Consider the following 15,542-nt stretch of genomic DNA (forward strand, 5'->3'; position numbering starts at 1 on the left):
CTTTGAGTGAAGTCAATTAATCGTTACCGATCGCAATTTTAACGATCAACTCAGTTCCCTGTCCCGGAAGAGAAACACAGTGCAACTTACCACCGTGCTTTTCTACTACTAAATGCTGGGATATTGCTAGACCCAAGCCAGTCCTCGTGTCGGGAGATTTAGTGGTAAACAAAGGGTCAAAGATGCAGCCGAGGACTTCTTCCGTCATCCCAGGGCCGTTGTCGCTAATGGCGATCGCAACTTCGCTTTCCCCTACCACGGACGTGCGAATCCGAATTTCGGGATTGAATATTTTAGCTCCCGAGCCGCCCGAAGACAAGAAAGACCGATCTTCCATTGTACCGTACTTTTCGGGATTTCTCCCCCCTTCTTCCAAAGCGTCGATCGCATTTGTCAACAAGTGCATGAACACTTGATTTAACTGTCCGGCATAGCAGCGGACTCGCGGCAAATCCCCGTATTCTTTGACTAGAGAAATTCCCGGGCGTCCCCCTTTAGCTTGCAGGCGATTTTGCAAGATCAGCAAAGTGCTGTCCAAACATTGGTGGATATCTGCGGTCTTCATTTGGGCTTCGTCGGTACGCGAGAACAAGCGGAGCGATCGCACGACATCCCGAATCCTTTCCGAACCCACTTTCATTGAATTTAGCAATTTCGGCAAGTCTTTTTTGATGAATTCTAAGTCTAATTCTTCCATCCAATCTTGAATTTCCTGGACGGGCTGCGGATAATACTTTTGGTAAAGCTCGATCGACTGCAGCAGTTCTTGAATGTAGCCGGTGGCGTGGCTGACATTGCCGGAAATAAAACTAACTGGATTGTTAATTTCGTGCGCTATTCCTGCAACCAACTGCCCCAGAGATGACATCTTTTCTGTTTGAATCAGTTGAGTTTGAGTTCGCTGCAAAACTAACAAAGTCTGCTCTAATTTCGTCGCTTGCTGCCGCAGGCGCTCTTCGGATTCCTGCAAAGCCACAAGAGACTGTTTGCTTGCTGTAATGTCTACTCCCACAAATACCGCAGCCGTACTTTTTTGATATTTTTGAGCGACAATTAAATAAGTTTTATTTTCGCCTCTGATGCTCGCTGTGACTTCTTGAGATGTCTTCTTTTCAGGGTTGGCAAAAAAATCGTATACTAAATCGTTAAATTTGGGACTTGTCTCTAAAAAACCTACTTTTTGACCGCTAAATACTTCGGCAGGCATTTGGTAGGCGGTAGCTAAATGTCGATTTACTCCCAAATAGCGCAAATCGGAACTTACCCAAGAAACTAATCCGGGCACGGCGTCCAAAACGGCTTGAAGTTGCTCTTTCGCTTCTAAAAGGGCTGATTCTGCTGCTTGGCGAGCGGAAATGTCGCGGGCGATCGCGCAGCGGTATTCGCAGCCGCCGTATTCTAAATAATTGACTTTAACTTCGACCGGAAAAGTGGCGCCGTCTTGGGTTGTGTAACAGGTTTCAAAAGTGAGGTTGTTTTGCTGCTTGAGTTGAGCCCAGTGCTCGGGCCAATCCGATGCTGACAACTGCGAATCGATGTCGGTAACTGTCAGGTTTAGCAGTTCCGATTCCGAGTAGCCCAAAAGATGGCAAGCGGCTTTGTTTGCGTAGCAAATTTCACCGTCGGAGGTAGTAAAAAAAACTGTATCAGCAGCATTTTCGAGGGCAATTTGAATTACTTGCGGTCTTGTTTCTAACTGCTTGCTTTTGACCTCGGACTGAAATTTATTATAGCAATTTGTTTCAGCGAGCTCCTCAGCTATCTCAGAGGCAAACAGGATCAAACCGCCGATCGCACCTTCGCTATTTTTCCAAGGTCGAAATACCCATTTTACCGACGCGCTGACTGCGCCTCCGATTTGTCCTGCTACAGATGGGGTCGATCGCCCTACTACAAACTCGCTGTATTCCAAAACACCAGCCAAACAAGCCCGAGCATTTTGCTGCCAATATTCGGGGAGATTCGGGAACAGTTCCCAATGAGACCGGCCGATCGCCTCGCCGCCATCCAACCCGCAATCTGTTTCCCAGCGACGAGAAACCGACAGATAGCGCATTTCACAGTCTACCATTGCTACGGCGTCGGCGGAGCGCTCCACAAACCGCCGAAATCGCTCTTTACTCTCGAACACGGCTGCCTCTGCGGGTTGTTGGTGGGCGATCGGGATTGTCCCGTCGGCGTACCTTCCCAGTCCCTGACTTTTTTTCTGAACTGGCTTAGTTTGCACGGTTTGGGATTTCCTCCATAGCTGTTGAGTTTGAAAAAGTCTGTTTGAGACCAAAAATGCTGTTCTCCTGATTTGTTCTCTCGGGTGATACCCTTAGAGGGTATCACCCATCAGTGATATCATTTTTGATGGGGATGTGTCTATAGGTACTCAATACATTTTTCCCCAAACTTTGAGATTCAGAACATTTCCTCGCGATTGTTTGGTATTTGAGGTAGTGCAGCCAGTGCGATCGCCGAGATTGCTCTAGAATTTAAGAGTTCGCTCAAACAAATTTGTGTGTAAATTCACGGGTAAAATCCACTCTCCCTTTCCGCAACATTGCAGGATCTAATCTTTCAGTCGTGTTGCAAGTCATTAACACTACGAGCTTTTGCTGAAATTGAATGCCGTGTTCGTCAATGACGCTTTGATACAACGTTCCGTCGAGCAAACTCAAAATGTGTTCAGTTTTGTTAGTGCGTTGGGCCTCTGCGGTCGATCGATCTTGAGCCAAATTATCAGCTTCATTGATAATAATACAAATCCGCTCCAAATAACTAGGCGGCACAAAATTTTCCACAGCATCGTGATCCAAGATAAAAATTACATAACCCAGCGGCACTAAAATTTCCTTTGCTACCGCTTGCGTCCAAGCAGTTTTGCCCGTACCCGGTTCACCGCTAACCAAAACAGCCAACTGATTTTGATCCAGAATTGCCTGCTGAACTGTATCGGTAAAACTTTGAACTTCCGCAGAAAACGTCCGAATCGGGAACTGACTGTGAACCTGTCCGACGCGGCTTTTGTACCCGCCCAGAATCACCGCTAAATTGTAAGTTGCCTTGCTAACCAGCGGCGCAATATCTTTAGAAATCAGAGTGTAGCAGCGTCTTCCCCTGTCGTAGCTGTCAATTTGCAGCCAGCAGCCGAATCCGGCCCAATGAGCGTAAACAGTACCCAAAACTTCTAAGCGTTCCCAGCTAACAAACCGCTCCGGGGGATAAGAAAAATGCCGCTCCATAAAAAACTGGGTAATCGCATCCGGTTTTCCCAGCAAATCGAGAACTTTAAAAACAGTAATCTCTTGAAGTTTGTTGAGAACGTAGTCGATGGGAATGCTAGCGCGGCTGACCAATTGCACCACAGGCGTTTCGGTAATTAAAACGTCTTTGTAGCGGTAATCAGGGTAAACTGGCTGCGGAGTAATGTAATCCCAAAATTCATCGATTTCGTAGCGAGTATTTTCCGAAAATACATTTAAAATATTTGCCCACCAGGTATATTGGTGTCGTCCCATTGCGTCTGCAATGTCGCTAGCTGCATCTAAACTTTTTTGAGCTAGTTCAAATGGGTCGCTAGATGCTAAGTGCAGCAGGTGTTCCAAATCAAATTGACGGTAGAGAGGTCGCCAGCCAGAGCCGAGCAGTCCTCGATTTTGAGGGTTATTTTGATTGTAATTGTTTTCGCGATCGCCCATATGTTCCGCACTCATTTTCTGAAACTCCTAGTTACTATAATTCTAAAATATTTCGCGCACAATTCACACAAAAAACAGGAATTTCTCAACTGAGTTTGAGATAATTGGGCGGCACAAAATCTACTAGCCAAACTTTGTTGACCGAGCAGTAAAATATATAGCCGTCGCCTTGCATGGCTGCGGCATCTACAGTAAAGACTGCCGGGATGCCGTGTCTTGCACCTACTTGGCGCGCCGTCTGGATATTCACCGACAAATGAACGTGATGCCGCGACATTTTCCTAATTCCTTGACTGAGAATAGACTCGACGGCAGTGCTACCTGTTCCGTGATATAAAATATCCGGGGGAACAGCGGGTTCTAACTGCAACTCAACCTTTACGCTGTGTCCTTGGTTGGCACGAATTAGAGTGCCCGTTTCGTCGAATGAAAAGCGCTGTTTGTCATTTTCGGCAACTACTTCTTTGAGTTCTGCAAGCTGAACTGGAAAGTTATTTTTTTGGCACGCAGCGAGGAGTTCGCTAACAGGAACCCAGCCGCCTGGAGCGAGTTGAATGCCGATGCGATCCGGGGCGTGTCGCAGGTGTCGGCTGAGGTATTTGCTAATTTTGACTAAGCGTGAGTTATTCATTTTATTTTTTCAAATAAAGTCTTTTTTTCTCAAAAATATATTTACCAGTTTCTAAATCTGTGGCTAACTGTTCTAACCATTCTTGCAAACTTTTAGCAATAAAGCCTCTGTAAGCATCATCGTGGCACATAAAAATAATTTGCCCAACTTGACCTCCTGCTGCTGGATCTAAATCCACACAAAGACTGTCGCCGCTGAGGTCGGAAACGATCGGAATCCATTTCGGATTCCACCACAATTCTGTCCGAATCAGTCCATCTGAAGCGCAGCCACAATCATTGCCATCTTCTTCATTAAAGTCGCCTGCATCCAGTAATTCTTTCCAAGAATTCCACTCTCCTATCATTCCTTCTAAACAAAGAAACTGCCAGTATGGCATTATTGAATATCTCTCTTCAAACTGACCGTTATGAATGCGGTAAGATGCTTTTACATCTTCAGGAAACTCGATTTATAAAAATAGTTCTGCAGCTTTGATAGCTTCATGGGTTGCTCCCGGTTGCAGATTGTTCAGGATTTATGGCGCATTAGCAGCAAGCCAAGAGTCAATGCGATTCCAGATGGTTTTTATGATAGTGTAACGTTAATTTATGGCATATTTACAGAATTCGATCGGTTAAAATTTTTGTCGCAATCGCAGATATATCCTAACGAAGCTTCACCAGTTGCATTCACTTCTTAACTCCGCCAAAAATAGCAAAATTTAGATAGCGCCAGTGACATCCTGCGTCTGTAAAACCCGCTTCTGCAAGCCACTTTGTCTGCTCTTCCACAGAGGAGGGAATATCTTCGTCGAGATACTTTTGAAACCAGGCTGCATCGTCTTCTCCGTTAGCTTTCATGTACTGCCGCCACAACTGTTCGTATTGCTCAGTCAGCCTGGGGGTAGCACCTGTCACAATATCTCGAATTAGCAAGATTCCCCCTGGATTCATGGAGTCGAAAAGTTTGTGAAAAAGTTTTTGTTTCCCTTCGCTATCTAGGTGGTGAATTGCCAACCCAGAAACTACTAAATCGTAACCGCTGCCGAAATCATCTTCGGCGAAGTTTCCCTGCTGCAAGGTCAGCCGTTTTTGGAAAGCGGACAAATTAGTTTGGCAAATTTTCAGCATATTTTCCGCGATGTCAAAGGCTGCGACATTTGCTTGCGGAAATCCTTGCAAAATCAGAGCTGACAGTATGCCCGTTCCTGCGCCTAAATCCAGGACTTTTATGTTAGCATTAGTTTGAAAAGGGATTAACTGCAATATTAAATCGTGTTGCTCGCGATAGCGTGGAATGAGGCTGGGAATTAAACCATCATAATCAAATGCTCTTTGTTCAAATTGCTCGCGTACCTTGTCTAAATTCACAGCTCATTTTCCTCAAATTGTTAATAGTTGAGTGCGTCAATGCAGTTGGGCTGCTCTCTCATTCGAGGTTGTATTACAGTTTATAATACAAAAAGTATGCAGAGGTGTCAAGATGTAGAATAAAATAATTTAACAGAAGTTGGGGACGATCGCAAGACACGGACTTTGTTCGCCCAAACCCGCTAATGATTTGGGAATTGTCAAGCCCTGCACATATATCTTGTTGAGTGGAAATTAGGGAGAATGCCGGAGACCCGAAAGCCTGCGGAAGCAGAAATTTGGTGCCAGATGCGGAGGGTAATTGTGAGAAAAATGTTGACGTTTATTATACCAATTTAAAACAAGAATGCAACTGTAGGGCCGTGCTCCACACCCTCAATTCATCAGTCATTCGCCATCCTAAAATCGAAAATCGAAAATCGAAAATCTAAAAGGGTATTACCCAGCGCCCGATCGGGAAAATCTGAGAAACTATGTCCTCAGATTGACAAAATTTAGCTCAACAGTAAATAAAATTTGAGTTGACTGCCGAGTAGATGTGCTGCCTGGGGATTTATCATGATAATGAAGAAATACAAAATATTGCACCCGCTGGCACGGGGAAAAACAGCGATAATAAATCAGGATGCGAGTAGATTAGGTGTCAGCCGTCAGGGGAAAATAGAAGCAATGGAAATCCAACAGCGGAGCAAGCATCAGGCCGATAGCCAGCAACCGAACGCGCCCGATCGTTCAGGTCAAATTTCTACGACAAAAGAACTAGATTCGTCGCTGCAAGAATGTTTAGATTTTAAAGAAGCGATCGACAGATCGGCACTGGCGGTGAGGACGGACGGGCGAGGAATTATCAACTACGTCAGCGATCGAGTTTGCTCCATCTCCAACTATTCCCGCCCCGAACTGATCGGCTGCCACTTCGGCATCCTCCATTCGGAATATAAGTCTTCAGAATTAATCAAAAATCTGCGGTCAACCGTTACCAAAAGTGAAGTTTGGCAAGGAGAAATTAAGAACCAATCTAAGAATGGCAGCGATTATTGGGTGTACGCAGCAGTAGTTCCGCTGTTGGACAGCAAGGGAAAACCCTGTCAGTATTTGGCGATCGGATTCGACATCACCAATCGCAAAGTCGTTGAAGCAGCCCAAGCCGAAGCCAGCCGGGCAAAAGACGAATTTCTGGCGATCGCCTCCCACGAACTGCGATCGCCCCTGAGCGCGATTTTGGGATGGGTGCAGCTAGCTCGATCGCGCAAGTTAAACGAAGCCACCACCAACCGCGCTTTGGAAATCATCGAGCGCAACGCCAGATTGCAAAATCGGCAAATAGACAATCTCCTCGACCTCTCGCGGCTGCTGCGGGGGAAAGTGCGCCTGAACATCGGCCGGGTTCACCTCCCGTCTCTGATAGAATCTGCGATTGACACCCTCCGTCCCGCCGCCGATGCCAAAAACATCCGGGTAGAAACACATTTCGACCCCGCCGTCGGCTACATTTTGGCAGATGCAGAACGCTTGCAGCAAATAGTCTGGAACTTGCTTGCTAACGCCATCAAATTTACCCCGGAATCCGCCCCTGGGCTAGTCCAAATACAGATCGAGTCTACTGCGTCCGGGGCGCTGATTCGCGTCAGCGACACCGGTTGCGGGATCGACTCCAAATTTCTGCCGCACATCTTTGACTACTTCCGCTCGACAGATAGCTTCCAGACCAAGGAACAGCACCGGCTTGGCCTGGGGCTCTCAATTGTGTGGCAGTTGGTGGAACTGCACGGAGGAACTATTTCGGCTGCGAGTTCCGGTATCGCTCAGGGAGCGACGTTTGAGGTGCACCTACCGATCGCCAACAAAAATGTACCCGACGATCGCACTGCTGCGATCGCCCAAATCGAAAGCAGACCCGGATCGGTTTCTAAACCCCTAGCGGGAAAGCAAGTTCTGGTGGTGGAAAGCAGCGCCGAGATCCGGGAATTTCTGAAAACTGGCCTCGAAGCATTTGGAGCCAAGGTAACAGCGGTTGGTAGCGCCGGCGAAGCAATGGCCGAGTTGGAACAGTCGCGGCCCGACGTGTTGGTGAGCGATATGGCGGTGTCGGGAGCAGACGGCTGCGATTTGATCCGCCGGATCAGAGCAATGGAAATGTCCGAGCAAAGGGAACAGCTACCGGCGGTGGCGCTGACGGGAGGCATCCGGGAAGAAGATTCGGCATCGGCGCTGGAGGCGGGGTTTCAGAGGCATTTGTCGAAGCCGGTGGAAGCGAATCAGTTGGTGAGTGCGATCGCCCAATTGGCCGGACTGACTGGATTCGGCTCCCGAGAGTGGGACGCGGGAAATTTCCGGGCGATGGGTGCGATCGCCCCGATGCCGGACTCTAATAGTTTGGACGACAAAAACAATTGGGAACAATCAACATCTGACAGCCGAGAATTACCACTGTTGCTGCTAGTAGAAGACAACAATTTTCTGCTGGCTTACCTCCAAACTTTATTGAGTCCGTACTATCGAGTTGCCGTGGCGAGTGACGGGGTTGAAGGTTTAGAAAAAGCCAAAAATTTGCAGCCAAATTTGATTGTTAGCGACCAAATCATGCCCCGACAAAACGGATTGGATTTGCTCAAGGAGATTCGGAACACGCCGGAATTGAGTTCGACTCCGGTAATCTTTTTGACAGCGCGATCGGGGATGGAAGCTCGGATCGAAAGTTTGGATGCGGGTGCTGACGATTATATTTCAAAGCCTTTTGACGAGAGGGAACTGCTGGCGAGGGTGAGAAATTTACTCAGAACCCACGCAGCCGAACAGCAATTGGCGGCGCTCAACCGTCAGTTGCAGGAGCAGAAACGGCAGTTAGAAACGGTGAATCGAGCCTTGCAGTATTTGGCAACTTACGACAGTTTGACTGAGGTAAGAAACCGCCACTCTTTTAATGAATATCTCGATACGGAATGGCGGCGTTTGGCGAGGGAACAAGCACCGCTGTCTTTGGTTATGTGCGATATCGATTATTTCAAACTTTACAACGATACTTACGGGCACCAAGCGGGGGATGAATGTTTGCGGGAAGTGGCGGCGGTTCTCCAGAATTCTGTAAAGCGATCGGCAGATTTAGTAGCGCGTTACGGTGGAGAAGAGTTTGCAGTAGTTTTGCCGAATACGGATATTGAAGGTGCGGCTTGCGTAGCTGAAATGATCGGCCAAAAGGTGCGGGATTTGCAGATAGTTCACGCTAAGTCTGCTGTCAGCGAATACGTGACGCTGAGTTTGGGTGTAGCTTGCTGCATTCCGGCGCCAATGTCCCAGCCAGGGACGCTAATTGCGATCGCCGATGAGGCGCTTTATCGGGCAAAAAAAGCAGGGCGCGATCGGGTTTCGGTTGCCGCATTTGAAGGATAATAGTCATTAGTCCTTAGTCAGTTCGCTCCGAGCGAATTGGAAAAACTAAATATCTTACAAAAATAGGTTCTGATTAAGGACTTCCGTCCTTAAATCAGACTTAAGAAGCACTAAAGTCCTGACTAAAAACTTAACTTATTTCTAATAGCAACAGAATAATTATAGCAGGTCGTCTCATGACATTAACATTAGATAAGCCTAAAGACCAAAGGCTAGTCCACTCCGAGATTAGCTGGCAACAATTTAAACAATTCAGCAGGGCTTTTCTAACTCCCCCGGCATCAGATTGTTTTATTTCAAAGGTGAGGTAGAAATATTGTCAGTCTCGCAAAAACACGAAGTCTTCAGCAGAATGATTGCAAGCTTGCCGATCGACTACTTTGTTGAAAAAGACATCGATACAAACCCTCTAGCTGCGCGTAGGTAGGCATTCAAATCTAAAACTTTCTCGAAACTGGCATCTATTATAGCATTTCTGTTTCCGATCGCACTTTCACGCTCGAACATAACGCCTGTCAGTGCAGCAAACATTTATGGAATATGGTGTCGGTCGATCGCTCTTGACGACCGTGTATTACCTATGTAGTATAGAGTTGCGGTCGGAAAGCTCGATCGACACCAGCAAACAAAATAGAGAAAAAACCTATGCAACCCATCCGACAAGGCGACGTAATTCTCACCCCCGTACCGCAAATCCAAGGAGAAAAAAAACCTCACCTAACTCTCGCCGAAGGTGAAGTCACCGGACATTCTCACCAGATTATTGAGGGACAAGCTGAACTGTACGAAAAAGACGGCACTCTGTACTTGCGGGTGCTTTCGCCGACAGCTTTATTGAGTCACGAAGAACACCATGCGATCGCAATTCCCGAAGGTAATTGGAGGGTGCGAATTCAGCGGGAATACGAACCCCAAGGTTGGAGGTATGTCACAGACTAAGGTTAAAAAACTGACGCCAGCACAAGAGGCTCTGATTCCAGTTTATCGGGATAAGTGGAGAGAAATTGCTCTCTCCCCTGGGCCGATAAATCGCTCGCAAGCTGCGGAAACAATTAAAGCGGCTTACGCGATAATGGGCAAAAAACCACCGGAAATAATTTTTTGCGATCGCCCCTACCAAGCTGCCGATCTAATCCTCAGTCACGCAGACAATCCCAGGAGCCTACTGCGGAGTCAATTCGAGACAAAACTGCGCGGCGAATTAGAAAAACAACTGCGGAGTTATCTACGCAGCGAACTTGAAAGCCAACTGCAAAGACAACTGCCAAGTCAACTAGAAAATCAACTTTACAATGCACTGCAAAGGCAACTATGGACATCTCTCTGCGAGCAATTAGATAGAGAAATTTATCGGAAATCTTCACAACATTTGAGCGGGACTCTGAGTAAAGAAATCTACTGGAAAACATTAGGAGAACAACTCAATAATTGCATTCACCCAGAATTGTGGGCTTGTTATGGTAGTTTGTTAGATTTTTGCATTTCCGTTCTAAATTTACCTCATTCTTACGGCAGAAATTGGATTGTTTTTCAATCGATTGTCCGGGATTGCGGCTGGATTTATCCATATGAAAAATTTTGTATTGTGTGCGAAAAGCCGATCGCCCTTTGCGTTGACAGCGACTACCGCTTGCACGCCGAAGGTACACCAGCCGTACAATTTGCCGACGGTTTTTCGATTTACGCCTACCACGGCGTGATTTTACCCGAATGGTACGGCAATTTGTACCCGCACCAGTGGCAGTCTCAGTGGGCGTTAAAGGAACATAATGCGGAAGTTCGGCGCGCATTAATTCAGGGCATTGGTTACGATCGCATTTGTCAAGAATTAGAAGCTACAGAGTTAGATACATGGCAGGAATATACCCTGTTAAAAATTGATTTTAAGGACGATTTAGACACCGATGGGAAGCCATTACCAGTTATTTTGTTAAAAATGACCTGTCCGAGCACCGGATTTATTCACGCTTTGCGAGTGCCACCTGATGTGCGATCCTCTTCGAGGGCTTCGCTAACGGCTCAAGAAGCAATTCGTTGGGTAAATTGGGATATCGATCCAGAGGACTTTAGCGTGCAAACTTAAAGATTTGTCATTACCCACAAGCCCGCCTGGGGTTTAAACCCCAGGCTCAAAGCTAAAGTCACGTGAGTTCGACGCGGGCGATCGCGAGGAACTATCCTACATACAGATAGAGTATGCTGGGGTTTAGATGCAGGCGATCGCGAGCAACCACTCAAACTAATACTAATTCTCAAAACTCATGCAACAGTATTTGTAGGGTGCGTCGCCACCCGTAAATATTAAAGAATATCCACAATCTTTGAGCGACGCACCCGGAGATCAGGCGATCGCAAACAAACCCACACTTATCATTGTTGCTTTCTGGAGGCGAGAATTGGTATAACAGATAGGCATTTTAAGGAATTAGCCCCATCAGGAGATGTTTTATGCAATACCGCTCATCCCGCGCATGATATTACGGAAATTTTTTGCGCTCTTGCTGGGGGGTGACAAAGAGGTCTAGGAGATAGAGCCAATAAGGGTTGCAGCCCTTATACCCCAATACGCTTGGGTTAATGTTTTTTTGTCATTGCCAGCTTTGGGCGAAGCATAAGCCCGAAGGGCAGGCTTCGCCAACGCAGTATCTATTTTTCACAGGGTTTTGTCTCCATGAGTGTCCGATCCCAAGCGTATTGGAATATACACCATATTCCATGTATATGCGGTACACACAATCTTGAGATCGCCCGTGTAAGGTGCGTCGCCCTCAAAAATCTGTAAGTTTTATCAAATATGAAGCAGCGACGCACCCTACTGATTAACACCACATAATTAAGGCGGATACTGTACTTCATGAACCACCGAATATGCTGTATGAGAAAAAAACTGTCAATTCAACTTTCTTATTGAGCGGCAAATTCAGAGAATAATGATACTAAAACCAGAAACAATCGGCAGGTTTCTTGGGGCTGCGGGGAATGTATGAAAACTCTCAGTCATCCGAGCCAAATCTGCGGAATGTGGGTGGTAAATGTGGTCGATCAAATCTATAAAATTGGTCGAAAGGTGACTGATGATTTCCAGAAAAATCTGAAAATTGTTTTTGATGAATATTTACCCAAATGGAACTATCGAGCCGTACCTCAACTCACTAAGCAATCAAGTTATTAATTTTTCATTCCTAAGTCCAATCAGAGGCACTCCCCCGCGAAAACAGAAGCCCACGTTTTATGCGATAGCATCAGCGCTGGGTAGTTCACGCTCCCATGCCCGAATACTGCTTTAAACCCTGCCGCCAAAGCCAGCGATTCCACACAAAAAACACCGCACCCCAACCCAGCATCATCAACAAACCGCGACCCACATCTACGGGTAATCCGATCAAGATGGAAGCGGGAAAATGAATCAAATAAGGAAACGGCGTCCACAAAACCACTTCGCGCACGGGTGCGGGAAACACTTCTAGCGGCGCGATAACTCCCGATAAAAACAGGTACATCAACTGCCAAAATTGTTCGATCGCGCTTGCCCTTTCCAGCCAAAAAGCAAACAGTGCAAAAGTATACTGGATCAGGAACCGCAAGCAAAAAGCCAAGACGACAACCAACAAAAACAGCAAAAACCTGCCCAAACTCGGCAGCCAAAAAGATTGCGGGTAAAGTGCAAAAAACAGCAACACCAATCCGAATACAAACGGCAGCCTCGCAAACCTTTCGGAAACGTGAGATAAGAAGTGGTGCCATACGGGATCGAGAGGCTGCAACAATCTATTAGATAGCCTGCCTTGCACTACTTCCTTTTCAAACTCCCAAATTACCCAAACTACATTTATTTGCCTGACAATGAAAGTGGCTAAAAAATAACGGGCAAAGTCGAGGGAATTCAGCCCAAATTGACCAGTTTCTGCCGCCTGCATCCAGACACCCATCAAGATAAATGGCAAAGCTCCCGACAGCGCCCACAACAACAATTCTGCCCGGTATTCGAGCATATAAGCGTAGTAGGTAACTAGCAAAGTTTTAGCAATTCTAAAAATTTTGTTCATATCAATTTTAGAGTTAATTTTTAGGTGTTAGCAACGGGCTAGAAGCCCGTTCCACAAAAACACTGAATCTCTAGTGGAACAGGCATCTTGCCTGTTTTTTGGGGTTAGCAACGGGCTAGAAGCCTGTTCCACAAAAACATTAAATCTCTAGTGGAACAGGCATCTTGCCTGTTTTTTGGGGTTAGCAACTGGCTAGAAGCCCGTTCCACAAAAACACTGAATCTCTAGTGGAACAGGCATCTTGCCTGTTTTTTGGGGTTAGCAACTGGCTAGAAGCCCGTTCCACAAAAACACTAAATCTCTAGTGGAACAGGCATCTTGCCTGTTCTACTTTATAACTATTATAACTATAGTGGAACAGGCATCTTGCCTGTTATAGAGAATTAGCTGAGCCAAAAAACCTTACACTTTTCCCGTGCGAAAAACTCGACCGATTACCTCTTCAATTGGCGGATCGGTAACAGTCAAATCTATCACTTCTAACTCCGCCAAAATCTTCGCCACGCTCACCGTAAGCTCTTCCCTTTTGACCAAAAACCGCACTGATTGTCCCTCAATTGATTCTACCTCCCCGTAAGCAAAAGCGCTATCTTTTGCCAGCGGATGGGCTAATTCTACCTGAACTTCCCGATAAGGTGCAAACCTGTCGAGCAATCCGTCCAAACTGCCATCATAAACTAATTGCCCTTCATGGATCAACAAAACGCGCTTGCACAAAGCAGTAATGTCAGCCATGTAATGGCTCGTCAACAGCACCGTTGCTTGATAGCGATCGTTATATTCTCGCAGAAATTGCCTGACGCTAAACTGTGCGTTTATATCCAAACCTAAAGTCGGTTCATCTAAAAATAATACCTCCGGCTGGTGCAGTAGTGCTGCCATCAATTCAGCTTTCATGCGTTCGCCCAAAGACAGCTTGCGTACCGCCTGATTTAACTTGCCTTCTAGTGACAGCATCTCTGTCAATTCTCCGACTCGCCGCCGATAATCTGTATCGGAAATGCCGTAGACAGCGGCATTGATTCGCAGAGAATCAAGCACGGGTAAATCCCAAATTAACTGCTGTTTCTGCCCCATCACTAACGTGATTCTTTGCAGAAAATCTGCTTGGCGACGGAAAGGAGTGCGATCGCACACTCTCACAGTACCAGCCGACGGATAAATCAAACCAGTCAGCATTTTCAGCGTCGTAGTTTTGCCCGCACCGTTAGCGCCGAGAAACCCCACCACTTCCCCCGGTTCAATACTGAAAGAAACGCCCTCAACAGCTTTGACATTGCGGTAAGTGCGGTTAAAAAAGTGCCGCACTGTTCCTTTAAGTCCCGGTTCTTTAATCGCTACTGGATAAACTTTGCTCAAGTCTTCAACTAAGATAATTGGCATCGGCTCAAATTTTAACTTTTATTTTAATCTATGATACTTCCATCAGGCTTGTGCCAAGATGGAGCGATCTAGCTGTCTAGTAGGGTGCGCCAACGATTGCTCGATCGCGAGTGAGAAAGTAACTGTGTTCGGGCGCACCCTACTAAGCTGTAGAATATGGCAAAATATCCACGATCGCATCGCACAAACTTTACAACTATACAACTATGGTACTCACCCCAGATAATTCAGACATCTCTCGTTTGGTAGGAGACAATTCTCCTGAAAATATTACACTGGCACCAGGACAACTTGCTAGTTTTCCTGGGGGAGTTTGGATGCTGGGCGGCAATGATACTGTCAGGGGATCGTCAGATGCAGAACGAATTTTCGGCAACGATGGTAAAGACAGTCTGTTAGGCGGTGTCGGCAGTGATTCTATTTACGGCGGCAAAGATGATGACGATGTTTTGGGAGAAATTGGCGACGATTTCTTGACAGGAGAGAGAAATAGCGATTTCATTGATGGGGGTGCCGGAAATGATTTTCTGCGCGGTGGACAAGGTGTTGATTTGTTAGTTGGCAGTGACGGCAACGATACTTTAATTGGCGACAAAGATGTAGATATTTACCAAGGTGGTGGGGGGAGCGATCTCTTTGTTTTTAGAGTCGATCTAGCGGGAATCAGAGTAGCTGGCATTGAAGTTCCTGACGCGGTAATTGTGGATTTTGATAAGTCTAGCGATTCGATTGGAATTAGTGTGGCATTTACCAGCAGCAATATCTCATTGGAACAGGTAAATTATAGCTTAAACGATCCGAGACTGCTGCTGATCGATCCTGGAACTATAGCGGGGGGAACGAGTTTGTTAGCCAAGGGCGGGATCTCGCGGCAAAGTCTCGATCCCGATGGCAACGGCCGCGTGGAAGCTACTAATATTAGATTCGGTTTTACTAATGCTTTGTTGGGTACTGTGTTGAACGTGACCCCAGCCGATTTAAACGGCCGTTTTATTAGTGCTAATTCTTTGCTTTGAAGCAGCTAGTTGATTAATTATCTCTCAAGAACGGGCAA

The 15,542-nt window shown here is 46.5% G+C and carries 12 protein-coding genes; 5 read left to right on the forward strand and 7 right to left on the reverse strand.

All coding sequences use genetic code 11. The features are described 5' to 3' along the window. Nucleotides 1–16: 16 nt before the first annotated feature. The 5 genes from QUA56_RS02955 to QUA56_RS02975 form a co-directional block, all read right to left on the reverse strand. Entirely contained in the window at nt 17–2,227 is a 2,211-nt protein-coding gene (locus QUA56_RS02955) for a PAS domain S-box protein (RefSeq protein ID WP_333352990.1), read from the reverse strand. A 265-nt stretch (nt 2,228–2,492) separates the two neighbouring features. After that, nucleotides 2,493–3,701 carry an AAA family ATPase gene (locus QUA56_RS02960; RefSeq protein ID WP_333352993.1) on the reverse strand — a complete coding sequence of 403 codons (1,209 nt, stop codon included), beginning with the start codon at nt 3,699–3,701 and terminating at the stop codon, nt 2,493–2,495. 70 nt (nt 3,702–3,771) lie between these two features. Further along, nucleotides 3,772–4,317 carry an RNA 2'-phosphotransferase gene (locus QUA56_RS02965; protein WP_333352996.1) on the reverse strand — a complete coding sequence of 182 codons (546 nt, stop codon included), beginning with the start codon at nt 4,315–4,317 and terminating at the stop codon, nt 3,772–3,774. A 1-nt stretch (nt 4,318) separates the two neighbouring features. Beyond that, complete coding sequence (locus QUA56_RS02970; protein ID WP_333353286.1) at nt 4,319–4,768, reverse strand: SMI1/KNR4 family protein; 450 nt, start codon at nt 4,766–4,768, stop codon at nt 4,319–4,321. 220 nt (nt 4,769–4,988) lie between these two features. Continuing rightward, a complete protein-coding gene (locus QUA56_RS02975; protein WP_333352999.1) occupies nt 4,989–5,669 on the reverse strand; it encodes a class I SAM-dependent methyltransferase in 681 nt (226 codons plus the stop codon). A gap of 558 nt (nt 5,670–6,227) precedes the next feature. Here QUA56_RS02975 and QUA56_RS02980 point away from each other — a divergent pair. From QUA56_RS02980 to QUA56_RS02995, 4 genes are all read left to right on the forward strand, one after another. Beyond that, the gene (locus QUA56_RS02980; RefSeq protein ID WP_333353003.1) at nt 6,228–9,059 is read left to right on the forward strand and encodes a diguanylate cyclase domain-containing protein; all 2,832 of its coding nucleotides are present in this window, start codon (nt 6,228–6,230) and stop codon (nt 9,057–9,059) included. A gap of 645 nt (nt 9,060–9,704) precedes the next feature. Continuing rightward, entirely contained in the window at nt 9,705–9,998 is a 294-nt protein-coding gene (locus QUA56_RS02985) for a hypothetical protein (RefSeq protein ID WP_333353006.1), read from the forward strand. Beyond that, nucleotides 9,985–11,142 carry a DUF6745 domain-containing protein gene (locus QUA56_RS02990; RefSeq protein ID WP_333353009.1) on the forward strand — a complete coding sequence of 386 codons (1,158 nt, stop codon included), beginning with the start codon at nt 9,985–9,987 and terminating at the stop codon, nt 11,140–11,142. Before QUA56_RS02985 ends, QUA56_RS02990 begins: the two co-directional genes overlap by 14 nt. 900 nt (nt 11,143–12,042) lie before the next feature. Beyond that, nucleotides 12,043–12,231 carry a hypothetical protein gene (locus QUA56_RS02995; protein ID WP_333353012.1) on the forward strand — a complete coding sequence of 63 codons (189 nt, stop codon included), beginning with the start codon at nt 12,043–12,045 and terminating at the stop codon, nt 12,229–12,231. A gap of 85 nt (nt 12,232–12,316) precedes the next feature. Here the strand turns inward: QUA56_RS02995 and QUA56_RS03000 are convergent, their stop codons facing one another. Both QUA56_RS03000 and QUA56_RS03005 read right to left on the reverse strand, forming a co-directional pair. Further along, entirely contained in the window at nt 12,317–13,105 is a 789-nt protein-coding gene (locus QUA56_RS03000) for an ABC-2 family transporter protein (RefSeq protein WP_333353015.1), read from the reverse strand. 402 nt (nt 13,106–13,507) lie between these two features. Next, on the reverse strand, nt 13,508–14,488 hold the full coding sequence (locus tag QUA56_RS03005; protein ID WP_333353018.1) for an ATP-binding cassette domain-containing protein: 981 nt from the start codon (nt 14,486–14,488) through the stop codon (nt 13,508–13,510). 206 nt (nt 14,489–14,694) lie between these two features. Here QUA56_RS03005 and QUA56_RS03010 point away from each other — a divergent pair, with 206 nt between their 5' ends. Continuing rightward, a complete protein-coding gene (locus tag QUA56_RS03010) occupies nt 14,695–15,504 on the forward strand; it encodes a calcium-binding protein (RefSeq protein WP_333353021.1) in 810 nt (269 codons plus the stop codon). The last annotated feature ends 38 nt before the right edge of the window (nt 15,505–15,542 follow it).

Source organism: Microcoleus sp. N3A4 (genome assembly GCF_036701805.1).
Classification (GTDB): Bacteria; Cyanobacteriota; Cyanobacteriia; order Cyanobacteriales; family Microcoleaceae; genus Microcoleus.